Annotated in this window: 35 protein-coding genes and 1 pseudogene; 10 read left to right on the top strand and 26 right to left on the bottom strand. The window is 68.7% G+C overall.

What is annotated here, in order from left to right:
• Positions 1-45 precede the first annotated feature (45 nt).
• The 6 genes and pseudogenes from ligD to H4W30_RS36985 all read left to right on the top strand — a co-directional run bounded on the left by ligD (position 46) and on the right by H4W30_RS36985 (position 3,864).
• Positions 46-1,062: a non-homologous end-joining DNA ligase gene (ligD, locus tag H4W30_RS36965; protein WP_192746997.1), complete on the top strand. Its 1,017-nt coding sequence runs from the start codon at positions 46-48 to the stop codon at positions 1,060-1,062.
• 485 nt (positions 1,063-1,547) lie between these two features.
• Positions 1,548-1,745: a hypothetical protein gene (locus tag H4W30_RS36970; RefSeq protein WP_192746998.1), complete on the top strand. Its 198-nt coding sequence runs from the start codon at positions 1,548-1,550 to the stop codon at positions 1,743-1,745.
• A gap of 80 nt (positions 1,746-1,825) precedes the next feature.
• A pseudogene (locus H4W30_RS43995) lies at positions 1,826-2,020 on the top strand (helix-turn-helix domain-containing protein); the annotation flags it as partial.
• A 99-nt stretch (positions 2,021-2,119) separates the two neighbouring features.
• A complete protein-coding gene (locus tag H4W30_RS36975) occupies positions 2,120-2,821 on the top strand; it encodes a response regulator (protein WP_225950764.1) in 702 nt (233 codons plus the stop codon).
• Between the two features lie 85 nt (positions 2,822-2,906).
• Positions 2,907-3,077 (top strand): hypothetical protein, encoded by a 171-nt coding sequence (locus tag H4W30_RS36980; RefSeq protein WP_192747000.1) that lies wholly within the window; start codon positions 2,907-2,909, stop codon positions 3,075-3,077.
• Between the two features lie 226 nt (positions 3,078-3,303).
• Complete coding sequence (locus H4W30_RS36985; protein ID WP_192747001.1) at positions 3,304-3,864, top strand: hypothetical protein; 561 nt, start codon at positions 3,304-3,306, stop codon at positions 3,862-3,864.
• Positions 3,865-3,985: 121 nt separating this feature from the next.
• On the opposite strand, the gene H4W30_RS36990 is transcribed toward H4W30_RS36985, so the two are convergent.
• The 3 genes from H4W30_RS36990 to H4W30_RS37000 form a co-directional block, all read right to left on the bottom strand.
• On the bottom strand, positions 3,986-4,696 hold the full coding sequence (locus H4W30_RS36990) for a toll/interleukin-1 receptor domain-containing protein (RefSeq protein ID WP_225950760.1): 711 nt from the start codon (positions 4,694-4,696) through the stop codon (positions 3,986-3,988).
• A 99-nt stretch (positions 4,697-4,795) separates the two neighbouring features.
• A complete protein-coding gene (locus H4W30_RS36995; RefSeq protein ID WP_192747003.1) occupies positions 4,796-5,002 on the bottom strand; it encodes a hypothetical protein in 207 nt (68 codons plus the stop codon).
• Between the two features lie 326 nt (positions 5,003-5,328).
• Complete coding sequence (locus H4W30_RS37000) at positions 5,329-5,664, bottom strand: hypothetical protein (protein WP_192747004.1); 336 nt, start codon at positions 5,662-5,664, stop codon at positions 5,329-5,331.
• 189 nt (positions 5,665-5,853) lie between these two features.
• Between H4W30_RS37000 and H4W30_RS37005 the strand changes: the two genes are divergently transcribed.
• A complete protein-coding gene (locus H4W30_RS37005) occupies positions 5,854-6,891 on the top strand; it encodes a tyrosine-type recombinase/integrase (RefSeq protein ID WP_192747005.1) in 1,038 nt (345 codons plus the stop codon).
• A gap of 89 nt (positions 6,892-6,980) precedes the next feature.
• Positions 6,981-7,391 (top strand): hypothetical protein, encoded by a 411-nt coding sequence (locus H4W30_RS37010; protein WP_192747006.1) that lies wholly within the window; start codon positions 6,981-6,983, stop codon positions 7,389-7,391.
• A gap of 133 nt (positions 7,392-7,524) precedes the next feature.
• On the opposite strand, the gene H4W30_RS37015 is transcribed toward H4W30_RS37010, so the two are convergent.
• The 5 genes from H4W30_RS37015 to H4W30_RS37035 form a co-directional block, all read right to left on the bottom strand.
• Positions 7,525-7,965, bottom strand: coding sequence for a hypothetical protein (locus H4W30_RS37015; protein WP_192747007.1), 441 nt, complete (start codon positions 7,963-7,965; stop codon positions 7,525-7,527).
• A 71-nt stretch (positions 7,966-8,036) separates the two neighbouring features.
• The gene (locus tag H4W30_RS37020) at positions 8,037-8,432 is read right to left on the bottom strand and encodes a hypothetical protein (protein WP_192747008.1); all 396 of its coding nucleotides are present in this window, start codon (positions 8,430-8,432) and stop codon (positions 8,037-8,039) included.
• 137 nt (positions 8,433-8,569) lie between these two features.
• The gene (locus H4W30_RS37025) at positions 8,570-8,728 is read right to left on the bottom strand and encodes a hypothetical protein (RefSeq protein ID WP_192747009.1); all 159 of its coding nucleotides are present in this window, start codon (positions 8,726-8,728) and stop codon (positions 8,570-8,572) included.
• Between the two features lie 39 nt (positions 8,729-8,767).
• Positions 8,768-9,136, bottom strand: a complete 369-nt coding sequence (locus H4W30_RS37030; RefSeq protein WP_192747010.1) for a phage regulatory CII family protein — start codon at positions 9,134-9,136, stop codon at positions 8,768-8,770.
• Complete coding sequence (locus H4W30_RS37035) at positions 9,136-9,429, bottom strand: hypothetical protein (protein ID WP_192747011.1); 294 nt, start codon at positions 9,427-9,429, stop codon at positions 9,136-9,138. Before H4W30_RS37035 ends, H4W30_RS37030 begins: the two co-directional genes overlap by 1 nt.
• Positions 9,430-9,601: 172 nt before the next feature.
• Here H4W30_RS37035 and H4W30_RS37040 point away from each other — a divergent pair, with 172 nt between their 5' ends.
• Both H4W30_RS37040 and H4W30_RS37045 read left to right on the top strand, forming a co-directional pair.
• Entirely contained in the window at positions 9,602-9,877 is a 276-nt protein-coding gene (locus tag H4W30_RS37040) for a CHC2 zinc finger domain-containing protein (RefSeq protein WP_378234903.1), read from the top strand.
• 671 nt (positions 9,878-10,548) lie between these two features.
• A complete protein-coding gene (locus H4W30_RS37045; protein WP_192747012.1) occupies positions 10,549-11,754 on the top strand; it encodes a helix-turn-helix domain-containing protein in 1,206 nt (401 codons plus the stop codon).
• A 131-nt stretch (positions 11,755-11,885) separates the two neighbouring features.
• On the opposite strand, the gene H4W30_RS37050 is transcribed toward H4W30_RS37045, so the two are convergent.
• The 18 genes from H4W30_RS37050 to H4W30_RS37135 all read right to left on the bottom strand — a co-directional run bounded on the left by H4W30_RS37050 (position 11,886) and on the right by H4W30_RS37135 (position 20,562).
• Complete coding sequence (locus tag H4W30_RS37050; protein ID WP_192747013.1) at positions 11,886-12,047, bottom strand: hypothetical protein; 162 nt, start codon at positions 12,045-12,047, stop codon at positions 11,886-11,888.
• A 56-nt stretch (positions 12,048-12,103) separates the two neighbouring features.
• Positions 12,104-12,382, bottom strand: coding sequence for a hypothetical protein (locus tag H4W30_RS37055; RefSeq protein WP_192747014.1), 279 nt, complete (start codon positions 12,380-12,382; stop codon positions 12,104-12,106).
• Positions 12,383-12,446: 64 nt separating this feature from the next.
• A complete protein-coding gene (locus H4W30_RS37060; RefSeq protein ID WP_192747015.1) occupies positions 12,447-12,653 on the bottom strand; it encodes a hypothetical protein in 207 nt (68 codons plus the stop codon).
• Positions 12,650-13,030, bottom strand: coding sequence for a DUF4031 domain-containing protein (locus tag H4W30_RS37065; protein ID WP_192747016.1), 381 nt, complete (start codon positions 13,028-13,030; stop codon positions 12,650-12,652). Before H4W30_RS37065 ends, H4W30_RS37060 begins: the two co-directional genes overlap by 4 nt.
• Positions 13,027-13,260, bottom strand: a complete 234-nt coding sequence (locus H4W30_RS37070; protein ID WP_192747017.1) for a hypothetical protein — start codon at positions 13,258-13,260, stop codon at positions 13,027-13,029. Before H4W30_RS37070 ends, H4W30_RS37065 begins: the two co-directional genes overlap by 4 nt.
• A complete protein-coding gene (locus tag H4W30_RS37075) occupies positions 13,248-13,835 on the bottom strand; it encodes an HNH endonuclease family protein (protein WP_318780746.1) in 588 nt (195 codons plus the stop codon). The genes H4W30_RS37070 and H4W30_RS37075 overlap by 13 nt, the downstream gene beginning before the upstream one ends.
• Positions 13,836-13,891: 56 nt before the next feature.
• Positions 13,892-14,149, bottom strand: coding sequence for a hypothetical protein (locus H4W30_RS37080; protein WP_192747018.1), 258 nt, complete (start codon positions 14,147-14,149; stop codon positions 13,892-13,894).
• Positions 14,150-14,237: 88 nt separating this feature from the next.
• Positions 14,238-14,711 (bottom strand): NUDIX domain-containing protein, encoded by a 474-nt coding sequence (locus H4W30_RS37085; protein ID WP_225950761.1) that lies wholly within the window; start codon positions 14,709-14,711, stop codon positions 14,238-14,240.
• 82 nt (positions 14,712-14,793) lie between these two features.
• Positions 14,794-15,399, bottom strand: coding sequence for a metal-dependent hydrolase (locus tag H4W30_RS37090; protein ID WP_318780743.1), 606 nt, complete (start codon positions 15,397-15,399; stop codon positions 14,794-14,796).
• A gap of 202 nt (positions 15,400-15,601) precedes the next feature.
• Positions 15,602-16,597: a hypothetical protein gene (locus tag H4W30_RS37095; protein WP_192747019.1), complete on the bottom strand. Its 996-nt coding sequence runs from the start codon at positions 16,595-16,597 to the stop codon at positions 15,602-15,604.
• A 77-nt stretch (positions 16,598-16,674) separates the two neighbouring features.
• The gene (locus H4W30_RS37100) at positions 16,675-17,151 is read right to left on the bottom strand and encodes an AAA family ATPase (protein WP_192747020.1); all 477 of its coding nucleotides are present in this window, start codon (positions 17,149-17,151) and stop codon (positions 16,675-16,677) included.
• The gene (locus tag H4W30_RS37105; protein WP_192747021.1) at positions 17,148-17,435 is read right to left on the bottom strand and encodes a hypothetical protein; all 288 of its coding nucleotides are present in this window, start codon (positions 17,433-17,435) and stop codon (positions 17,148-17,150) included. Before H4W30_RS37105 ends, H4W30_RS37100 begins: the two co-directional genes overlap by 4 nt.
• 72 nt (positions 17,436-17,507) lie before the next feature.
• Positions 17,508-18,182, bottom strand: a complete 675-nt coding sequence (locus H4W30_RS37110; protein ID WP_192747022.1) for a hypothetical protein — start codon at positions 18,180-18,182, stop codon at positions 17,508-17,510.
• Entirely contained in the window at positions 18,175-18,375 is a 201-nt protein-coding gene (locus H4W30_RS37115) for a hypothetical protein (RefSeq protein WP_192747023.1), read from the bottom strand. Before H4W30_RS37115 ends, H4W30_RS37110 begins: the two co-directional genes overlap by 8 nt.
• On the bottom strand, positions 18,372-19,187 hold the full coding sequence (locus H4W30_RS37120) for a hypothetical protein (RefSeq protein WP_192747024.1): 816 nt from the start codon (positions 19,185-19,187) through the stop codon (positions 18,372-18,374). The genes H4W30_RS37115 and H4W30_RS37120 overlap by 4 nt, the downstream gene beginning before the upstream one ends.
• Before the next feature lie 42 nt (positions 19,188-19,229).
• Positions 19,230-19,748 carry a hypothetical protein gene (locus tag H4W30_RS37125; RefSeq protein WP_192747025.1) on the bottom strand — a complete coding sequence of 173 codons (519 nt, stop codon included), beginning with the start codon at positions 19,746-19,748 and terminating at the stop codon, positions 19,230-19,232.
• Between the two features lie 92 nt (positions 19,749-19,840).
• Positions 19,841-20,047 (bottom strand): hypothetical protein, encoded by a 207-nt coding sequence (locus tag H4W30_RS37130; protein ID WP_192747026.1) that lies wholly within the window; start codon positions 20,045-20,047, stop codon positions 19,841-19,843.
• An 89-nt stretch (positions 20,048-20,136) separates the two neighbouring features.
• Entirely contained in the window at positions 20,137-20,562 is a 426-nt protein-coding gene (locus H4W30_RS37135; RefSeq protein ID WP_192747027.1) for a hypothetical protein, read from the bottom strand.
• Positions 20,563-20,727 lie beyond the last annotated feature (165 nt).

Consider the following 20,727-nt stretch of genomic DNA (forward strand, 5'->3'; position numbering starts at 1 on the left):
CGGGAGCGCCATCCGGAGGTACCCGGCCGGTCGTGGGAGGCCGTCATGGCACAGGAGAACGCAGGCGGTGCGCGGTCGCGGGTGCCGGCGTTCATCGAGCCGATGCTCGCGACCCAGGCGCAGAAGCAGCTTCCGGACGATCCGCAGTACGCCTACGAATGGAAGTGGGACGGCTACCGGGCGGTGATGCGGGTCGCCGCCGACGGGACGACGAGGCTGAGCAGCCGCAACGACAAGGACTTCACCAGCAGGTTCCCGATCCTCGCCGACGCCTTGGGCGACTCGCTCGAAGGTCGCCAGGCGGTGCTCGACGGCGAGATCGTCGCGCTGGACGCCCGCGGCCGCCCGGACTTCGGGCTGCTGCAGAACTACGCCGACGGCGGCGAGGTCCCGGTGGCGTACTTCGTCTTCGACGTCCTACAGCTCGGCGACGACCGGCTGCTGGACGAACCGTACGAGCGGCGGCGGAAGGTGCTGGAGGGGATCGAGCCGCCGGACAAGAACCTCATCGCGATCACCCCGTCCTACAGCCACGCCGATCTCTCGGCGACCGGCATGTCCCCGGCCGACTTGCTCGACGTCGCGCGCGAGCGTGGCCTCGAAGGTCTGCTGGTGAAGGCGATCCGGTCGAAGTACCACCCGGGACGCCGCTCGCCGGAGTGGATCAAGCACCCGCTGATCCAGACCATCGAGGTCGTGGTGTGCGGGTGGCGTCCGGGGCAAGGCCGTCGCGACGGGATGATCGGCGCGCTGCTGCTCGGCGCCCACGACCCCGACTCCGGCGACCTGGTCTACATCGGCGACGTCGGCACCGGCTTCACCCACCAGGCCCTCGTCGACGCCCAGGCGAAACTCGCCCCCCTGTCCCGGAAAACGAGCCCGTTCGCCGATGAGGTGCCCCGGGACCGCGCCAAGGGCGCGAAATGGGTGACGCCGAAACTCGTCGGCGAGGTCGTCTACCGCCAGTTCACCCCACGCGAACACCGCCTCCGCCACACCGCCTGGCGAGGATGGCGACCGGACAAGAATGTGGCCGACGTCCAGATTCCCGGGAACGACTAAGCATCCGTCGTGAACGAAGCGCCGCCCGCCAACGCCGGACGCGCACAGCTTGAAGATGGGCCCTCTGGGCCTGTTGCGCCCCGAGGCGGGGTCGCGACAAATTGGCGGGCCTCCCGCGCTCACAGGAGGCCCGCAGTGGTCTGGTGCCCATTCCGGTTAAGAGAGGCCCAATCCGTCGTCCAGTGTTGCTCGCGGGAAGGTCTCTAAGCAGGGCACAGTGGTCCGTTTCCGGCGAACAAAGCGGCTGATCTTGACCAAACAACGTCGACGTGAAGTCAAATCATCCCGCTCTGGTGCTTGAGGCGGTTCTGCTGGACGATGAGCGGTGACGCACGTCGACGAGGTCGCCCGAGGAGCGCTCACTCCCCGGCCGGCGATGGCTCGTCGATGACGCTCACCGTCCCATTCCGGTTCAGAGAAAGGCTTTTGCGATGACCCCGCTTCCCCGCGGGCGCCCGAGAGCGCCCCGTTTCGGTGACCCCAGAATGTCCTGGCCTGCGGCCTCCGCGTCGACCCATAAGTTCAAGCTGATCAGTTTCGGCTTGATCGCGTGCTTCGTGGAGCTCCTCCTGGTTCAGGGGCAGCCCATCGTGATCGCTGTGTGTGCAGCCGTGGCGATCGCGACGTGCTCGGGGGCCGGCCGTGGCCTGACCCATCGCCAGTACGGCCACCTGCTGGCCTGAGGCGAGTCCGGTGTGCCGCGAGTTCTACGTGGCACACCGGATCGCGGGCACCTATGCCTCGCAACGAAAAGCCCATCGACATGTCCCGCGGCCCGGTCGCGAAGTTTGCTGCAGACCTTCGCGACCTGCGCCGTGACGCTGGCAAGCCCACTTACCGGGAGATGGCCGCGCGAGTTCACTACTCGATGGCGGTTTTGTCTCAGGCCGCCGCAGGTGCCATCGTTCCTCGATGGCCCGTGGTCGAGGCCTTCGTCACCGCCTGCGGCGGCGATCCGGAGCTGTGGAGACGGCACTGGGAGAACATGTGCCGCGACCAGGCGGCCTATGACGCCACAGTTCACCCAGTGTCCGAAGAACCAACCCTGTTCACCGCGATGCGCGACGCCGAAGCCCGACAGGACGAGCACGGACCACAGCACGCCCGTTCCGTCGTGACGGTTTTCCTCCTGGACGACCACGAACTTCTCCGCGACGGCCTGCGAATGCGCCTGGAACGCGAGCCGGACATCACCGTGATCGGAGAGGCCACCACCGTTGCCGAAGCGTTCGTCCGGATCCCGGCGCTGAAACCGGACGTGGCGATCCTCGACATCCGGCTTCCAGACGGAAGCGGTGTCGACGTCTGTCGCGAAATCCGAGCAGGCATGCATCCGCCGCCAGCATGCTTGATGTTCACGTCCTACTCCGACGACAACGCGCTGTTCGAATCGATCATGGCCGGGGCCTCCGGATACATGACCAAGCAGGCCAGCGGCGGCGCGCTCGTGAAGGCCGTGCGAACGATCGCGTGCGGTGGGTCACTGCTCGACTCGACCCTGACAGCGAGTCTTATGGGTCGGCTGCGCGGCGAGGTAGACACCGCGGATCCGCTGTATGCCCAGCTCAGTCCACAAGAGCGTCGGGTCTTGGAGCTCATCTCGGAGGGCCTGACCAACCGGCAGATCGCCGAAAGGCTTTACCTCGCGGAAAGGACCGTGAAGAACTACGTCTCGTCGCTGCTGAACAAGCTCGGCCTCCAGCGGCGTTCAGCAGCAGCGGCATACGGAGCCGAGCGCCGCTTGAGGCAGAGAGGATAACGACGGAGGGAGCGTCCACCTTCGACCGGAGTCGTGCGCTCATGGGCTGGAGCGCTAGTGGCCCTGGTTCTTCGGCGGATACGCCGTGTTCGTCGCCGTGCTGATCAGCTATGCCACCCATGTCGCGCTGTCCCGGCCCGACAAACAGCACCGCGCGGACGCCTTCCGCGTGCTCAAGCTGATCTGGGGCACCGCCACCAGCGCCGGCGGCATCGCCGCGATCGCGATCCGCCTCCACGACTTCGGACTCCTCTAACACGTTGAAACCGGCTCGAGCGGGTCGGCCAGCCAGGGATGTCGGTTCACGATGAACCAGCTACGCTGATCGCGGCCGGTACGCAGGCCTATCTCCGAGCGCCGATCCCGCCCACGCCGGCGGCGCGTCGAGGACAAGGTTCACAGAATCGCGTACAACAACTCGTCGGTTCGATCCATGTACCCCGGCGAGGCTGCGTGGGAACCTCGCGGTGAGGACATCGGACATGACCCAGGACCGCAAGTTCAAAGAGATCATTCACGCCCGTCAGCACGCGTTCGACGTGACCTACCGGCAGGCCCGCCGCGACGTCGAAAAGGAACTGGCGATCACCACCAAGTATCCCCATCTCACCCCGATCTGGGACAAGGGCCTGGTCGAAACACATTGGCCGATTCCGACGGTCGGCCAGCACCGCGCGGCCCTCGGCGCGATCGAGCTGGCGCTGCGCGACACCGGGATCCTCGAAGGCGCCCAGCAGCGCGACCGGTGGCGCACGATCGACGGCCACATCGACCTCGACTGGGTCGGCGGCCCGTACGCGTGGGAAGTCGTGCGCGAGCTGTTGTACTTCGCGCAGAACCCGGACACCGGCACCATCGAGCCGGGCGAGCTCCTGCCCGGGATCAACGCGCTTGGCGAGCTCAACGCCGTGTGGCTCGACGGTGTCCGAGTCCGGTTCCGGCCGTTCCGGCCGGCCGGGCTCACGCCCGGTCGGATCGCGATGTGGCGTCACCCCGACGAGGACGATCAGTTCGAGGAAGCTGACGACGAGCAGTTCGCTTAACTCGCCCTTCGGCCTGCCGACGGTGGCCGTCGGCAGGCCGAAGGCGGTACCGCCCGAGATCGTCACCGCGCTGGGCGATGGTCTCGGCTCAACTGACTTTGATCTCTAGCAGCTGGTCGCTCTACGCGGCAGGGAGCGCGGCCGCGGCGGCGGCGATCTTTGCTGCGACGATGTCCAGTGTCGATTCCTTGGTACTCAGACCAGCGTGTGAAGCCAGCAACGGGCTGACGTTGTTGAGGTCTTCGAAGCTCACCCCGTGCAGAACAGGGATGACGCGACGGGTCGAAAGCAGTGCCGCGAGCTCCTTCTCGGCAACGCCCTGAGACTCGATGCTTTTCAGCAGCGCGGGCGTGACGAGCACGATCCCGACACGGGAGTTCCGCAGTCCCTTATCGATCTCGCGGATCATCAGCGAGCCGAGCGGGAGGTCTTCTTCGCTAAACCACACCGAGGCGCCATTCAACTTCAGCTGACCGTACAGCTCCTTCGCGCTGCCTTCTCGGTCATCCCAGGCATGGCAGAGGAAAAGGTCGCGGCGGTCCGGGTAGGCCTGGGCTACCTCGCCGGCCTTCCGGGTGAAGGGCTCGACGGTGCGCCATTCGGTAGGGGTGTACGACACCGTCCTGCCGGACCTGGTGCGGCGGGAACCACCACCGCCTGACGAGCTGCCGTAGCCCCCGCTGTTGTACGACGACCCGCCACGGTACGAGGTTCGCGGCGAGGCGTAGGAAGGGTAGGAACCGTACGACCTTCCTCCTCCACGACATGCCGGGCATCGCGCAGCAGCCGCTGACGTGCGGTGACCATTGACGGGTGCTGTGCATTGCGCCATAAGTGCATGGTAGATGCGGCCTCCGACAATACCGGTCGCTTTACCGCCCGACGCTTTCCGTGTCGGCTGGTTGTTCTGCCCTCACGGGGCGCATGCGCGTCACAGCAGCAGGCCCGCCTGGTGGAGTTTGACGACCGCGGTGGCCAGCCCGCCGAGCAGGTTGACACCCCAGATAAGCCGGAACATCTTGTAGGCCATGTCCCGCCGGGGCTTGGTCGAGTGCCTGCTCAGTGCGACGCGAAGGCAGCAGGCGGCCAGCGTGGCGACGAAGACGGCGTAACCGCCGACGAACACCCAGAGCCACATCGCACAGTCCTCTCCTTAAAGATCAGGAGAGAACCTTCGGGGCCGCTTCGCTTTATATTCGTGCGAAACGACAAGTGCAAGCAACGCCACGCAATTGCTAACCCGTGCTAACAGCCAGCCGGAAATGAGGAGCCCCCAGGTCAACGACGACCTACCTGGCGCGCTTGCCGAACCTGCGTGCACACCTCGTCATCGGTGCAGACATCCACGGCTTCGAAGCCGGGCCGGTCGGCGACGTCGAGGTCCTCGGCTGGTTTCGGCTCGCCGCCTACCTCGTCGGGAACAGAGGACCCTGCTCGCGAACTCACACTCAGCCAGATCATCGATCACGGGATCGATTTCGCCTGGGCAGAGTGGTCCGTGGGGTGGTACTTGCGTTGGTGAGTGCGAACGCTTTGCGCGGTGCCCTTGTACCAACAGTCCTTCTCTGGGCAGGCCTGCCATGTGCCAGCCTCGACGGCTTGATGGATAGCCGAACGCCCCGGCCCATAGCCGTGAGCATGAAGAAGCTGAGGTACTGATCCGTTGAACTCGGCGGCGACCAGCGCTGCTTCAGCGATTTTATCGTGCCCTTGGGAGAAGAACGCGCCGATGGCGGTCTCCTTGCCGCAGCCACACCAGCAGGTGCCCGTAGGGATGAGCCGGGGGAGGCTTCTTGTCATCTGCTCATGGTAGGTCTTCAAGAACTCGTTTCAAGTAACTCTTCCAAAACAGGGTTTCTAGGAACAAGCTCTGCTTGTCAGATAATGACGTATTATCTGACAAGTAGCCGAATGGCTCCTGCGGGAACGTCTCCGCGGGCGGTACCCCTTTCGCGGGTGTTATCTGACAAGTAGGGGAGTGAGGGCTCGATGGGCACCAAACGACACCTCGCCGTCGCCGGGGAACCCGGCGCCGTCGGCACGGGGGAGACGTCGTCCGGCGTGCCGACGGCCGAGGCGCTCGCGTCGTTCCTGCGGCACCTCGCCGGGCGGCGCGGCCGGTCCGGCCGGATCACCTCGCCGGAGACCGTCCGCGCCTACACCTCGGCGCTGCCGACCGCGTTCGCCGGGATCGGTCATCTCGGCGAGCTCGCCGTCGACGGCGGAGGCCGCGAGCGGCTGCACACCAACATCCGCACCGCGTGGGGGAGCGCGGCGCCGGCGACGTTTAACGCCAAGCGGGCCGCGGTCGCCAGCGCCCTGGCCTACTTCGGCGACCAGGAATGGCTCACCGACCACACCGCGGTGCTGGCCGGGCTCACCCGCCAGCCCCAGCCCAAACCGGATGAGACCCGGGTTCGCGACCGTGAACGGATCGACCGGCTCATCGCCGACAGGCGGCTGCCGCTCGAGGACCGCACGCTGTGGTCGATGCTCTACGCCACCGCCGCTCGCGCCGAAGAAGTCCTCCGTCTCGACATCGAGCACGTCGACCGCGCGAATCGCCGCGCCCGCACCATCCGCAAAGGCGGCAAGGCCGACGACCTGCTCTACGACGTCCGCACCGCCCGCATGCTCGGCCAGCTCCTCGGCCGCCGCACCACCGGCCCGATCTTCCTGTCCACCCGCGTCGCCCCCGACGACGGCACCGTCCTCGCCCGCGACGTCGACCCCGCCAGCCGCCGCCGGCGCATGACCTACCGCACCGCCGAACGCCACCTCGGCGCCGCGACCGGCGGCTGGGACCTGCACGATCTGCGCCACTCCCGCCTCACCCACGCCGGAGAAGACGGCGCCACCGAAGCCGACCTGATGAACCTCTCCGGCCACGAAGACCGCCGCACCCTCCAGCGATATTTGAAGCCCAGCAAGGAAGGCACCCACCGCCGCCTCGACGACCTCGACGCCCAACGCGGAACCCGAACAGCCAGTGCCGACGACCTCGCCGCACGCATGGCCAGGACATGATCCGCTGAAAAAGACTCCCTGACAGCATCACCGCCGTGAATGTCCAAAGCTGGACATTCACGGTCGACGTTCTGTGCTGAGGTGGCTGTATGCCCAAATACGCGAGGCGCGACAGCGACAACGTCCAGGCGATCGAGGTCCGGGTGCTGCTCCCGCGCAACACCCTGGTGCGGCTGATGATGACCATGCACCCTCGCCAGATTCAGCCGGGCCTCAAGCAGAAGCCGCTCACCGACCGAGACGTCCGCGGCGCCATCGACTACGCGATGCGCTGGCTCACCATGTCCGCGCCGCACCCGCTCCTGGAAACCCTCGATGGCCCAGACTCCGCCGAGCGCGACGCGGCTTTGCGGCTCTACGCGTGGATCGACGCCGAACTCGTGCGCCTGGACGTCTTCGGGCCCCAACCGGACGAATGGATCGACCATCAGCTGGCGACACGCGGGCTCACGCTTCCCGAGGAGGTCGCGCACACTCGGCTCGGCGAGGCGCTGTCATGACGCTTTCGTCTCTGCCCTGAACTAGATTCCGGATGCGGTCCCGGTCAGCTAGATCAGAACTGTCGGTGGGCCATGACAAACTCGAAGCCGCGCACCAAGTGCGCGGCTTCCCCCCGTATTCGACCGGCTCTTCCTACAGCGGCAAGGATTTACGCCTGGTCTGAACTGGGCGGCCGTTGTTGTAGTCGCTGATGTAGCCGGTCGGGTCGCGCCAGTGCGAGGACCACGGGTGTTCCTTGGCGCCCTGCACGAACTTCTTGAGCATCTTCAGCTGCAGGTCTTCGTCGTGCCGGTCGACCAGACCGCCCGCCGCTGCGGTGCTCACAAGCAGCACCATTTCGTCCTTGCGGTGGAGATCGCAGTACTTCAGCTCCCGGGCGGCGGCGTATACGCCGTAGCCGTGGCAGTCCAAGGACATCCGTGCCGACCGGCCGAACGCGATCGCCGGCGCCAAGTCGGTGAAGAAGAACCACTGGCCGAAGCCGACGGCGTAGCCACGGGTGATGATGTGGTCGTCGCGATACACCTGTCGCGGCAGCGTGTCGCACGCCGGAGCGGCGTAGTAGCCGCCCATCCCGAGATCATTTCCGTGGAACGACTCACCTTCCGTGTGTTTCTGGCACAGGTACTTCCGCCTCGTCATCGTCACGGCTTGGCGCTCGGAACAACGCTCACCGGGGTGGACGGTGGCGCCGTTGACGCCGGAGTGTCGGCGGGCCGCGTGTTCGGCACCCGCGGCTTGCCGGAGACGCAGCTGTCGACGAAGTACGACTGGTGCAGATCCCGCCATTCCGGGGTGCTGCCGGCACCTTCGTCACTAGGAGTTCCGTCGCCGAGCAGCTGGTAGTTGGCGGTGCATTCGTCGTTCGTGGGCTGCTTGTTCTGGGTCAGCAGGATGTAGTGCGCGTCGGCGCCACGCTCGCCGATCTTGCGCAGCTCCTCGACTTTCTGGTCCCACGTCATCGACGAGCATCCGGATACCAGCAGCACCGCCGCGCCGGCCGCCGTCGCGACCATCGTTCGTCCCCACCTCGATGTCATGCGCACAAGGTAATCAATCGCACGCGATGGGTAGCGACGTGTGGCGGGCGTGTCTGCCGGAACCCCTGAAATGGAGCAAGCCTGCCCGGATCCCGGAGTGGCCAGGGTCCGAGCAGGCTCGAAGTTCGTGCTGGCGATCAGGCGGCGCTGGCGGCCGCGAGCAAGGTGTCCAGCTCGCGGTCCAGCTGGCCTTCCAGCTCCGTGACGCGCTGAAGAGCGGCGGGATCGCAGGCGTCCGCGTGGTTCTTCTTCGTCACGCCACATGCCCCACACGCTTCGAGGTCGGGATCGAACATCCGGCCAGCGTACGGAGCGGCACCGACAGGAATGTCGCCTTACCCCGTCGACGGGGGCGCGGGGACGGGTTCGTCGGCGTCGAAGGGCGGGAGCCCGAGGTGCAGCGTGTAGTAGGCGTCCCGGACGTCGCGCAGCTTCACTTTGCCGACGCCGAACCGCTCCGCGATCGCCCGGCCGGTTGGCGCCCCCGCCCACGGTCCCTCGACATGAGCCCGGAGTGTTCCACTTCGATGAGCGTGATCGATCCGGGACAACAGGCTCTGCAGCTCGTGGTCGTCGAGGATCTGGGGACGGCGGGCCAGCCGGGCGAGCTCGCCGATGGCGGCGGTCAGCGGGAGAGCGCGTCGCCGGAACCGCAGCAGCACCTCGGCGTACTGCTCTTGCAGCAACGTGGTCGGCTCCGGCATCAGCAGCTCGCTCCCGCCGTGGTGTCGCCGGCGTTCTGCGGCTTCGGGCGTTGCTGGGCCTGGCGCCGGTCGCGGGCTTTCCACCAGCGTTCCTGGAACTCGTCGGTGGCCTCGATCGCCTTGACGCGAGTGAACAGCCACAGCTTGACCTGCGGGGCGTTGGGTCCGCCGGGGTTCGGATCGGTCCGGTCCGGCTCCCCGAGGTACTGCTTGATCATCGCTCGTGACCAGCCACGGTCCTCTTTCAGTTCGGCCACTCCGATGTGGAGACCGACCTTGTCCTGCCAGCTCATCCGGTTCTCGATGCCCTTCCTGTTCGGGCGTCCTCGATGACGCCGAACGGCACACAACCGCTCTGACCTGCGCTTTGTCCACCCCGAAATCGGATGCATAGGCTTGCCCCTCGAACCACTCGGCCGGGTGACGGTTCCGGAGGCTCCTGGTCCCGTCCCGGGGATGGTTTCGATGGCCGCCAGTACAGTCCGGGCCATGGCCATCACCGCGATCTCCGCGAAGGAGCCGTCCGGCCCGCGGGGCATCGTCGAGGCCGTCTCGCCGCACGTGGAGTTGAGCCCGCTCGGCGACACCCAGTTGCAGGGTGCCTGCCCGTTCTGCGGCTCGCGGGCATTCAGAGTCCGCCCGGCCTATGGCACGTTCCACTGCTTCGGCTGCGGCGCCGGCGGCGACGCACCGATGTTCGAGGACAAGATCGGTCGCCTGCGAGAGAACCCGGACGACTAGCGCTCCGAAGTTGCTGGGGAAGGAGTTCGGAGGTCAGAGCAAGGCGCCGTTGAACCAGCCCGCGATGCCTGCTGCATAGAGAGTCCCCCGCTGGTTCAGGGCGACAGCAGTTCCTTCATCTCCTGAATCTCGATCGCCTTCGCGACCCTGGCAAGGATGTCTGCTCCGCGGTTGGCTAGTTGCTTTCCGCGTCCCTTGTTTTTGGTCATCAGCGACCACCTCCTTCGTTGTGTTGATCGGCTTTCCGTTGACCAGCGGTGATTCTTTGTCGTGCAACTTTGCTGATACGTCGAAAAACTAACCACAGCCCGAAGGCGATGCCGAGCTTCAGCAGGAGCGTCGGATCTGCTGTTCCCGAGACAAACTCTGCTGTCTCCCTCAACCAGCGAGGGAGACGCCAGTATAGCGGCGAAGTCGGAATCACCCAGTACCGACGAACTCGCCACATCGGCACCAGGGGCGGACGGCAGAGAAGGGGGCCTTGGGCATGCAGCGGATTCGGCCTGGCGGCGGGATGGTCAACAGCCATCCGCGACGTGAGGTCCCGTGAGGCCCAGATCGACGGGGCGACCTGGCGAGTCAAAACCCCGAGAACGAGCGCAAGTGCCGTAATTGTTGTCTACATAGCCGCTACAGCGGCTTTGTAAGCCGTTCATGGTACATTCGGGGCCATGAAGACGATGTTGCAGCACTTGCGTGAGACCGCGGATCTCAACCAGCGCGAACTCGCTTCCCGCGCGAAGGTCACCCAGGAGACCGTCAGCCAGCTGGAGACGGGGAAGTCAGCCCGGCCGCGGCTGGACACGCTGACGAAGCTGCGTGACGCGCTCGAGCTCGGTGATCTGCGCCCGGAGAGCCTGCTCGACCCCAGCCCGTTGGACACCGACCCGGACCTCACGGCGGCGGAGGCCACCTTGATCACGCTGGTGAAGGTGCTTCCCGCCTACCGCGCCGACAGCGCGCGCCGGCCGGAGTTCTGGTGGAAGCTCTCGGAGCACCTGGGGTACAGCGACCTGTATCCCGCCACGCACATCAGCAGCCATCTGGAATCGGCGGTCACTGGCAGCTATTCCAACGCCGCGACCGACCTCGCCGGGTACGTGCTGATGTTCTTCGACCCGGCCAACGACGGGACGATCAAGATCCTCGCGAAGTACTCCGGGATCGGCCCGCAGCGTCAGGTGGCCCGGCGCTGGTGCCAGGACGTCACCGACGCCGCCTGGGTCCTGCACCGTGCCGCGATGACCTCCTATCCGCAGCAGGTCGGTGAGCTCTACGCCGAGGCCGGCGAAACCACCGACCCCGCCCGGATCCGGGAGCTGTGCGGCAGCGTCTACGCCATCGTCCGAGCCCGCGCCTACACTCGCGCCTCCGCAGAAGACCAGATCAACGCGCTGGTGTCGGATCCGTCGACAGAGGAAGTCCACTACAAGATCGGTAAGGCCGCGGGGCTCGAGGTGCAGGAAACCGCGGTCAAGTTCCGGACCGCCTGGCCGGGGCTGGCCGTCAACCCCGACCTCGACCCTGAGGTGGCCGCCCGGCTTCTCGACGCCGTGCTCGACAGGCTCGGCGACCCTCGCGCCACCCTCGCCGGGCGCGCCCTGCTCAACCTGGCCGAACGACACGACTTGCCGCGTCCGCTGCTGCAACGGATCAGCGACACCATCGACGTCGACCGCGACCAGCGCCCGGAAATCGACGGCGGCTGGGTCGTCGCGTCGGTGCTGGCGATCCGTTCCACCCTGCACGATCTCGACCATCCCGACGACGAGGAAGAGGACAACGACGTCGCTTCCCGCCCGGCTCTGCGCGTCGTCACCGACGAGGAGGCACAGCCTGGCCCGTGGTGGCATCGCTTCCTCAACCGCGGCCGCTAGCGCAGCGCGTAGGACAAGGGCGTGAGCTGGGAGATCGACCGTGCAAAAGGGCCCTGAACGCACGAAAGCCCCCGGCCGTACCCGGCCGGGGGCTTTCGACGTTTCTGAGTACCTCGGTGGTGGCGTGACGGTTAGCCGATCTTGTATCCGCGGCTTTCCAGCTCGGTGGTCACGGCGCCGAGCCGCTGACGGTCCCCTTCCCAGTCCGTCGACGACCGCGTCGCGACGGCGTGCAGCAGGGTCTGCATCTGGTCGTGCAGTTCTTCGTCGGTCTGGTCCTCGATGCTTCTCATGCTCGTGTCTCCCGTCGGCGAGTTCCGGATCTGGGTGGTTCGGGGAGCAGGGGCACTCACCCGGTCCACATGACGAGGTGGTTGGCTTCGCCGCTGATGAAAATGGCGGCGTCGTGGTCGGGGTCGCGCAGGGCTTTGCGGTTGCTCTCGGGCGCGAGCTCCAGCTTTTCCGCTTTGGAGAGTCGTTTGAGGTGTTCGTCCTGGGCGGCCCGGCTCGCGCCCCGCTCGTCGAGACGGGGGCGTAGTTCGACCAGGGCGACCCAGTCCCGGGGTCCGCGTGCGAGTTTGTTGATCTGCTCGCGGAGGAGGTTCTCCCACCGTTCGTCGGCGGACATGCTGGTCATCCTTTCTGCGGGACGGCAGGTGCCGTGTGCGATGCGGTGTTGAGTCGGGGTGGGGTTACCGCAGGGCGCGGGCCACGTCGTCCGCGCTGGCGGCCAGCACGATCTCGTAGGCGCTGCGCAGCGTGGCGTCGTCCACGACGTCGAGGTCGTCGACCGTGACCTCGCCGCGCGCGCAGTCGATCGCCTCGCGGTCGGTCATCGAATCGTCGGTGTTCTCGCGGGTGTCCTTGGCCACCAGCTGGATCGCGTCACTGAGTTTCATCGTTCGTTTCCTCCTTGGGTTTCGGTACTGCTCAAACGGGGCTGCTCCGATCGGCAGGTCCCGTGGGCCATGCGGTGCTTGATCAGGTCGGGCAGGTCGCGCCAGCCGACGTCGGCGGCGCCGAGCTGCAGCGCGAGGTCGCGCTTGGAGCGGGTGATGTCGTAGTGCCAGGTCTCGGCGGCGAAGCTGCCCGGCCGGGCCGGGGACAGCCGCTTATGGGACCGGACACGGGGGTCCTGGAACCAGCTGCGCTGCAGACCGAGCCTCGCGGCGAAGGCGTGCAGTTCGTCTTCGGTATCAGCGATCATGTGCGACCAACGCCCGTGGCGACCGCCGACCCTTGCAGGAGCGGAAAAATCGTCAACGTAGACCGTCATCGTCCGCTCCGGTAAACCTCGGCGCGGTTGACGAGGACGTCGGCGAGCCCGGTGCAGGTGACGATGGTGGCCTCCATGCCGGTCGAGTTCGCGACGCGCCAGGCGTTGGCTTCCTTGCGGATCTCGACGACGACGGTCATCAGCTCGTCGGCGATCAGGTCCCGGGCGTGCGGGCTGAGCCCGGCGGTGAGCGGGCGGGACAGCCCGGCGAACGGAGTCACCGCCGGCACCGTTTCAGCATGTCGCCGAGCGCGGCCTTCTCGGCCGCGGTGACCGTGAGGCCGTAGTGGTGCTTGACCGCCGTCCAGGCTGTGGCGTAGGGGCACCAGTAGGACACCAGCGGCGGCTTCCACTGATCCGGCGACCGGTCGGATTTCTCCTGGTTGACGTTGTCGGTGACGGCGAGCAGCTGCGGCCGGGTGAGGTCGTTGGCGAACGCCCGGCGCTTCTCGGTGGTCCAGGACTTCGCGCCGGACACCCACGCGGCGGCCAGCGGGACCATGTGATCGACGTCCACATCGGTCGCCTTGGTCCAGGTCTCGCCGTCGTAGGGGCTGGGCCAGGTCCCGGACGTCGGGGCACAGTCCGGGCCGGTCACCACGTCCTTGCCGTCGCGTTTGAGCACGACCTCGCGGGTGTTGCAGCTGCTGCCCTGCTCGTCCCAGTGCGGGAACTTCTTCCGGTCGTAGCCGTCCATCGAGCCGCGGGGTGCGACCCGGAGCTCGGCCAGCTGCTGCCCGGCATCACCCGGGGCCGACACGGACATCGACATGGGCGCGGGTTGGGCGCCGGTGGCCGCGGGCACGCCGCAGGCGGTGGCGAGGATCGCGACGGCGGCCAGGGTGATCGTGGCGAGGCGCTTCACGCGGCACCTGCCTCACCGCGTGCCCGCACGGCCGCGGCGAGCTCGTCGATCTGGCTCGGCGTGGGCGTGTGGGAGTCGCCGGCGGCGTGGGCCAGCTCGTTGAGCACGTCGGTCGCGGCGGCATCGAGCGCCTCGTGGTCCCAGCGGCCGCGGAAGTGGCTGCCGAGCCGGGCGATCACCAGCTGGACCAGGTCCGGCTCGTCGTCCCGGCCGGGCATGGTGTCGCCTGGGCCGCTGTGAATGGTGATGGGCATGGTCTTCGTCCTCGTTTGTGGTTGGTGGACAACGAAAGCCGGGACCGGCCTCGAGGTGAGGTCCGGCCCCGGCGGGGGTGTCGCTGGTTCAGTGCTGGATGTTGAGCAGGGCGGCGATGTTGTGGCGCTGGGCGGCGACGGCGTCGGTGAGGATCCGGCGGTGGTCGAACGCCAGCCGGTCGCCTTCGAGGACTTCGTGGACCGGCCGCCAGGCGGCGGCCTCGGCGTCGCTGTCGGGGACGGGATCGGGCGCGTCGGGCAAGACCGCGCTGAAGGCGGTGGTGGAGTAGTCGCCGCGCGGGTCCCGGCCCCGCTCGTTGTAGACACCGACCTGGATCAGCTCCTGTGGCGCGTCGATGCCGGTCTCTTCGCGGCATTCGCGCCGGGCGGCCCTTTCGTCGCTCTCGCCGGGATCGCGGTGCCCTCCAGGCAGGGCGGCCTTGCCCTGGTACGGGTCCCAGCGCCGGTCGATCAGCAGGACCATCAGCACGCCGCCGCGCTCGGTGAACAGCACCATGTCGGCCGTGTACCGCGTCGCGGTCGCTTCGGGAGATGCGGACAAGTGGAACTCCTCTTCTTGTTGGTGTGCGGGGAAATCGAACGAGCTGCTTCGGATAGCCAGGCTCGTATCAGCGCGCCCGCCGTCAGCGGGTTTCGAGCGAAAACGAGGCCGTCGCGACGGAGCCGGGACTGTGGAACGCCTCGACGAGGTAGGGCCAGACGCCGGGGATCGCGGCGACGCAGCCGAGCACGACGAGCGGGAACACCAGCCAGTTCTCGACCTTTTTGCCGGTGTGGAAGCGCAGCAGGCTCGGTGGCCGGAGCTCGTACCAGGTCTCACCGGCGATCGGGAGCGGGAACAGGAACGGGCAGCCGGATTCGGTGAGCGCGTCGCCGAGGCAGTGGGTGATCGCGCCGGCGGCGACGGCGATGCCGAGCCAGCCGGCGGACTCCTCGAGGGCGGTGAGCGCGGCCGGGCCGAGTCCGGCTGGCCCGTCGATCTGGGTCCACCAGCTCGCTGCGGCGATGCCGAACGGGACCAGCATGAGCGCGCCGAGCCGGTCGTAGGCCAGCAGCAGCCCGAACGCCAGCCAGCCGAGCACCGCCCAGCCGCCCCAGGCCGTCGTGGTCGCCCAGCACACTGCGCCGATCACCAGGGCGAACAGCACGGTGTGGGTGGCGTGCCGGTGGGTGCCGTCGCACTGTTCGTCCCGGGGCCCTTTGGTGGCCCGGTACAGCGCGCCGGACATCGTCCGCAGCCCAGCCGAGAGGCCGCGGGTGATCGGGCCGAGCTTGCGGTGATGGTGCTGCTGGGGTGATCCAGGTCGGGCAGCAGCGCGTATCCGGCGCAGGTCGCGGCGAACGGGCCGATCTCGGCCAGGCCCTGCAGACCGATCGCGGGGCCGAGCAGCAGACCGGCCAGGACACCGGTGGCGGCGTGGGTTCGGCCCATCATCGCGAGCCTCGCTGCAGGGCCTGCAGGTCGCGGGTGAACGCGGTCTGGCCGTCGACGTAGCCGCGCAGGTCGATGTCGTGCGGCAGCTGGGGAACGTGGCCCAGGGCGAGCGTGCCGAAGGCGATCAGGGCGACGCGGGCGACGGCGTCGGAGCCCTTTTTCGTCTGCGGGGCCTGGTAGAGGCAGTAGGCGCCGTGGACCCAGCTCCGGAGCGCGGCCGCCGCGTCGGTGGTGATGAGCGCAGCGGCGAAGGCGGTGATGGCGGCCTGGTACAGGCGCGCCCGGTCGGCGGCGGTCGCGGTCGCGGTGTAGATCGGGGTGCCGCCGGTCTCGATCCGGCCGGTGTCGATCCGGCCCGTGTCGCCGCGGGCGGCGATCCGCGCGGTGAGTTCCTTCGCGGCGTCGTCGGCGGCGTATCCGCGCAGGAGCCGATTGCCGAGCACGAGCGTGCCGTCGGGGAGCTCGACGAAGTTCTGCAAGACCGCGCCATGCGGGGCCTCGGCGTCGTACCGGGCGAGCGCGCGTCGGCCGGCCTCCATGAGCGTGTGAAAGGCCGGAGTCGCGGCGCCGCCCCGGTAGATGCGGAACGCGGGATCCCAGTGGGCGCCGTCGCGGACGCGGCCGACGTAGCCGATGCGGTCGTAGTTCGTGGTGCTGTCGGTGATCGGGGTCCGGTACCGGGCGTGGTTGAGCGGGATTCCCGCGCCGCGTCGGACTTCGCTGGTGTCGACGGCGAGCCGGTAGCGCCAGTGCTGCGCCGCGGCGAGCGTGAGGACGACCATGCGCTCGGCGTCGCCGGGAACGGTGTGCAGCCGGTGGGCGATGGTGGCGGCCAGGTCCTGGGCGACGGCGGCCTGGTGATCGGCGAACTGGGCGATCCTCGCCAGGACGGCGGGGTCGTTGGTGCGCTGGGCCAGCGCCGGGACCGGGAACGCGGCGGCGGTGATCGCGTCGACGACGTCGAGGTTTTTCGGGCTTGTCGTGGCAGGCATGGGAAATCTCCCTCGGTGCGGGGGCAGGACGAGGCGCGGGCCGGCAGTGTCCGGCCCGCGTGTGGAGAGAAGGTGGGTCAGCGCAGCGGTCGGCCGTAGCCGTCGAGCTCGCTGACGTCGGCGAAGCCTTCGGCGCACAGCGCCGGGACGGTGAGCTGCTGGACCTCGTGCCACATCCGCTCGACGACGTCGGTCGGGACGGGCCGGGCGCGCAGCGCATTGCGGTGCAGGATCGTGGGAAGGTCGGCGCGCAGCACGAGCGCGATCGGTCGGGCCCCGTGCCGGCGGGCCAGGCCGAGCCAGCGGGCCCGGTGCTCGGCGACGGTGGAGGTGGCGTCCAGGGTGACGTCGACGCCGTCAGCGAGGGTCTCGTCGATCTCGGCGTGGACCGCCGCGACCGCGGCGGCCGAGACGGTGTGGTCGTGGGCGTGCAGCCCGAGCTGGGCGCGGGCGCGATCCAGCGAGTACACGGTGCCGAACCGGGCGGCGTTCTCGCGGCACAGCGACGTCTTCCCGCTCGCCGGGGCCGCGATGAGCACGCGGAGGGTGCTCACCAGCCGGTCCCTTCCGGGATCGGGACGGGTTTCCAGCCGCTGGGCCAGGGCGCGTCGCGGACCATGGTGTGGGTGCGGCGGCAGAGCCGCTGCGCCTCGGCGCGCGCGGCCGGAGTGTTCGGCTTGACGTCGAAGGCGTTGCCCGCGCCGTCGCAGGAGGCGGTGTATTCGACGTCCGACGAACTAGCGGGCCGGGGACCGGTGTCGCCGGCGGGCGGCTGGCAGGACGTGGCCGGTGCGACGGCCAGGACGGCGGCGAGCGCGAAGGCGGGGATCGTGGCCATGAAGGAACCTCCGAAAAGAAGCGTCGGGGCCGGAACCTGGTGGTTCCGGCCCCGACGCGGTGGCTGGTGGGATCAGATGAGCGGTGCGCTGGTGAATCCCGGACGCTGCTGGGCGTCCTCGAGCGCCGCGTCCTGGGCGGCGTCTTGGCGGTGTTCCAGGTGGTCGGCGACGGCGTCCAGGCCGCGGTCGAAGGCGAGGTGCAGCAGGTAGAGCGCGGCGACCGGGGTCAGGCGCAGCAGCAGCTGCGGTCCGGCCGCGCCGAAGGCCTGCGGGGTGTTGGCGGTCCAGGCCGCGACCAGGTCCGGGATGGCCGGGGCGGCCAGCGGCGTGGCCAGCGCGAGGTGGAGCAGCCGGGTGCTGCGCACCTGGGCGCGCCCGTTGCGGGCGAGCTCATGAAGCTCGAAGTCATCGAGCCGGTCGAGACGGTGCGTGCGGCCGAGGTCGTCGTAGATGGCGCGGTGCCCGACCGTGAAGATGCCCAGCAACAGCAGGGCGATCAGGCCGCCGGTGAGCAGGTGCTGGGGGCTGCGGCCGGTCGCGGCGGGCCACAGCCACTGCCCGGGACGGTCGAGCACGACCAGGTAGAACACGTACGCGACGCTGGCGAGCAGGACGATCTCGGCGGCGGATTGCGCGCCGTCGAGCCAGCCCCGGTAGTAGCCGTTGAGCCGCAGCTGCGGCGAGGCCGGGGGGCGGGCCTGCGGATCGAGTTCGGCGGCGTCGGCGATGTCGGCGAGTTCACGCATGGGAGGTCCTCTCCAGGATCGGCTGGCGGGGCAGGTCGAGGGGCTGGGTCGGGGCGTCGCCGAGAACCGGTGAGTCGTCCTCGGCGGGGGTGGCGGCGATCGCGGCCCGGTACATCTGCCGGGCCAGCAGCAGCGCGACGACGCCGAGGACGGCGAACGCGACGGCGCCGATGAACGCCAGCGCCGGGATCACGTGAAGCTCCCGGTCACCCGCGGTGCGTCCGGGGCGGTGTAGTAGTCGCCGAACACCGCGGCGGTCGCCTCGTCGAGCGGGTCGTCCGGCGCGATCTCGGTGTGCACCCAGGGATCCCCGTCGGGGAAGTACGGCACGCGGGTGTCGTATTCGTGCCCGGCGCCGTCGCGGATCCGCGCGGTGCCCGCTTCGGTGCCGTTCCCGCGCATGCGGATCCGGTTCGTCTCCGACAGCTGCCGCCACAGTGCCCGCTGCCCGGCGGGCAGGGTCGGGTCGTCCTCGCACTCCAGGGTGGCCAGGACCGCGATGTTGAGCTTCTTGGCGTGGCGGGCGAGCCGCGCCCAGCGGTGCGGGCGGTTGTCGACGACCTGCGCCGCGTTTTCCACGACCGCGAGCAGGATCGGCAGCTCGGTCCCGGCGAGGGTGCCCAGGCCGCGTTCACGCAGGATCTCGGCGCGGACCTCCGCCGCGTCGTGCAGCAGGCCGATCACCGTGTCCGGGGCGCCGCCGAGAATCGGGACGCTCGCGATCCGCGCGAGCAGCGGGTTGTCCAGGCCGCCGAAGGGCGCGGTGTAGAGGGTGGTGACCGGCACGGCCTGGCTGGCGCGGGCCGCGGCGACCAGCGCTCGCGCCGTGGTGCTCTTGCCGGAGCCCTTCGGGCCGGTGATCACGCCGCCGGAGACGTGGAGGTCGTCGGCGAGGTCGAACCACGCGGGACCGCCGCCGTCGAGCCGACTGCCGAGGCCCAGATTGCCGGAGTGGTCCCAGGCCAGGGCCGGGTTGGCGGCGGGGATGGTGATCATGGTCGTCATCGGGTGCTCTTTCTGTGCGTGGTGAACGGGATGTGCGAGAGGTCAGGCGGCGTCGAGCTCGTCGACGCCGATGCCGTCGGCCTGCTCGTGCTCTTCGGCGTTCAGGCCGTCGGGACGGCGGGTGACGGCCAGGGCGAGACGCTCGGCGAGCCGGGTGCCGAGGCCGAGGTCGAGCGCGTGGTCGATGAGGGCGTTGAGCCGCACGGCCAGGACCCAGCCGGGCTGGTCGTCGGCGGGGTCGGCCATGCGGTCCAGTACGGCCCGCGGGTAAGGCCGCTGTTCCAGTTCGGGCAGCAGCCCGGTCTTGCGGGGGCGGCCGTAGGCGCGGGCGTTGGCCACGTCGGCCAGCAGCGCGAGCACGCGGGCATCGTCTACGTCGACGCCGGCGCGGGTCAGGGCGGCCTGTTCCTTGGTGGCCTCGGCGAGTTCGTCGAGTAGCTGCGCGTCCTCGAGGTCGTTGTCGCTGTGTTCCATGGCGGCCACCACGCCGTCGACGAGGTCGGCGTAGTCGAGGTATCGGGCGGCGTCGCCGGGGGAGATGTGGGTGAGCGTGCCGGTCATGCAGCAGCGTCCTTCCAGGTCGGAGGCGTGGCGAGTTCTGCGAGGTCCGCGAGAGCGGATAGTCCTCGCATACGGCGGACGATGGTGTGGCGCTACAGGTCGCGGGTGCCGCCGAGGAGCTTGCGGCCGAGGCGGATCTTCGTGCCGGATCCCTTGCAGCGACAGCATTTGCGCCAGTACTGGCCGTCGGCGGTGAAGTGCTTGCCGCCGTCGCAGTTGCCGCAGGCGGTGTAGGGGTAGAACCAGCAGTAGGCCAGGTAGAACAAGGTCAGCGCGGCGAAGAACAGCAGAGGCTTCAAGTGCGGAGGCCTTCCCGGAACGGAGACGGCCCCTCCCCGGAAACCGGGGCGGGGCCGTCGGGGCGGGCGGAGTGCGGTCAGGACACGGGTCAGCGGGCCGGGGACACCTCGCGGCGGCCGATCGTGCGCCCGGAGTGCGTCGTGGACCTGTCCTTCTGGCGCCGGGCTTGTGTCTCGGCGACGGTGACGCGCAGGTTCGCGTGCTCGACCCAGCCATCGGCGGCACGGAGCGCTCCGAACGTCGCGTGCTCGGCGACGCGGTTGGCGTGGCGGAGCACGTACAGGACCTCGGTCGCCGCGGCCTGGGTCTCGCTGCGCAGGTCGATCTCGACGTCGTAGGGGTTCATGCGGGTGTGGAGCTTGATCAGCTGGCGGATGATGGCGGCGGCGTCGACGAACAGCGTGTTCGGCAGGGAGCCGATGGCGCTGGTGAGCAGCCGTTCGTGCAGGGCGAGCAGGTCGGTCACCATGTCGTCGCCGAGCTCGGCGGGCCAGTCGTGGATCCAGGCAGGCACCGGATGGGACCTGCCCCGATCCGGGCGGGGCCTGACGGAGACCGGGGTCATGGGGTCGGAGGTGGAGCGCTTCCTGCCGAACATGCTGTTCCTTCCGGTGTGGTCACTGCACGACGTGCTTGCGAGGCCTGCGAGGGATTTAGTCCTCACAGGCCTCGCAAACAC

Source organism: Amycolatopsis roodepoortensis, assembly GCF_014873915.1.
Lineage (GTDB): Bacteria > Actinomycetota > Actinomycetes > Mycobacteriales > Pseudonocardiaceae > Amycolatopsis > Amycolatopsis roodepoortensis.

Coding starts and splice junctions, on each gene's coding strand:
- H4W30_RS37010 (WP_192747006.1), top strand. CDS start 6,981: ATGCCCAAATACGCGAGGCGCGACAGCGACAACGTCCAGGCGATCGAG.
- H4W30_RS37125 (WP_192747025.1), bottom strand. CDS start 19,748: ATGACCGGCACGCTCACCCACATCTCCCCCGGCGACGCCGCCCGATAC.
- H4W30_RS37110 (WP_192747022.1), bottom strand. CDS start 18,182: ATGCGTGAACTCGCCGACATCGCCGACGCCGCCGAACTCGATCCGCAG.
- H4W30_RS37050 (WP_192747013.1), bottom strand. CDS start 12,047: ATGAGAAGCATCGAGGACCAGACCGACGAAGAACTGCACGACCAGATG.
- H4W30_RS37030 (WP_192747010.1), bottom strand. CDS start 9,136: ATGCCGGAGCCGACCACGTTGCTGCAAGAGCAGTACGCCGAGGTGCTG.
- H4W30_RS37090 (WP_318780743.1), bottom strand. CDS start 15,399: ATGTCCGGCGCGCTGTACCGGGCCACCAAAGGGCCCCGGGACGAACAG.
- H4W30_RS36995 (WP_192747003.1), bottom strand. CDS start 5,002: ATGTGGCTCTGGGTGTTCGTCGGCGGTTACGCCGTCTTCGTCGCCACG.
- H4W30_RS36975 (WP_225950764.1), top strand. CDS start 2,120: ATGCGCGACGCCGAAGCCCGACAGGACGAGCACGGACCACAGCACGCC.
- H4W30_RS37040 (WP_378234903.1), top strand. CDS start 9,602: ATGGCCGCCAGTACAGTCCGGGCCATGGCCATCACCGCGATCTCCGCG.
- H4W30_RS37045 (WP_192747012.1), top strand. CDS start 10,549: ATGAAGACGATGTTGCAGCACTTGCGTGAGACCGCGGATCTCAACCAG.
- H4W30_RS37005 (WP_192747005.1), top strand. CDS start 5,854: ATGGGCACCAAACGACACCTCGCCGTCGCCGGGGAACCCGGCGCCGTC.
- H4W30_RS37020 (WP_192747008.1), bottom strand. CDS start 8,432: ATGACATCGAGGTGGGGACGAACGATGGTCGCGACGGCGGCCGGCGCG.
- H4W30_RS36990 (WP_225950760.1), bottom strand. CDS start 4,696: ATGGCGCAATGCACAGCACCCGTCAATGGTCACCGCACGTCAGCGGCT.
- H4W30_RS37105 (WP_192747021.1), bottom strand. CDS start 17,435: ATGGCCACGATCCCCGCCTTCGCGCTCGCCGCCGTCCTGGCCGTCGCA.
- H4W30_RS37035 (WP_192747011.1), bottom strand. CDS start 9,429: ATGAGCTGGCAGGACAAGGTCGGTCTCCACATCGGAGTGGCCGAACTG.
- H4W30_RS37065 (WP_192747016.1), bottom strand. CDS start 13,030: ATGACGGTCTACGTTGACGATTTTTCCGCTCCTGCAAGGGTCGGCGGT.
- H4W30_RS36985 (WP_192747001.1), top strand. CDS start 3,304: ATGACCCAGGACCGCAAGTTCAAAGAGATCATTCACGCCCGTCAGCAC.
- H4W30_RS36970 (WP_192746998.1), top strand. CDS start 1,548: ATGTCCTGGCCTGCGGCCTCCGCGTCGACCCATAAGTTCAAGCTGATC.
- ligD (WP_192746997.1), top strand. CDS start 46: ATGGCACAGGAGAACGCAGGCGGTGCGCGGTCGCGGGTGCCGGCGTTC.
- H4W30_RS37025 (WP_192747009.1), bottom strand. CDS start 8,728: ATGTTCGATCCCGACCTCGAAGCGTGTGGGGCATGTGGCGTGACGAAG.
- H4W30_RS37060 (WP_192747015.1), bottom strand. CDS start 12,653: ATGAAACTCAGTGACGCGATCCAGCTGGTGGCCAAGGACACCCGCGAG.
- H4W30_RS37000 (WP_192747004.1), bottom strand. CDS start 5,664: ATGACAAGAAGCCTCCCCCGGCTCATCCCTACGGGCACCTGCTGGTGT.
- H4W30_RS37095 (WP_192747019.1), bottom strand. CDS start 16,597: ATGCCTGCCACGACAAGCCCGAAAAACCTCGACGTCGTCGACGCGATC.
- H4W30_RS37015 (WP_192747007.1), bottom strand. CDS start 7,965: ATGGGCGGCTACTACGCCGCTCCGGCGTGCGACACGCTGCCGCGACAG.
- H4W30_RS37120 (WP_192747024.1), bottom strand. CDS start 19,187: ATGACGACCATGATCACCATCCCCGCCGCCAACCCGGCCCTGGCCTGG.
- H4W30_RS37080 (WP_192747018.1), bottom strand. CDS start 14,149: ATGCCCATCACCATTCACAGCGGCCCAGGCGACACCATGCCCGGCCGG.
- H4W30_RS37055 (WP_192747014.1), bottom strand. CDS start 12,382: ATGTCCGCCGACGAACGGTGGGAGAACCTCCTCCGCGAGCAGATCAAC.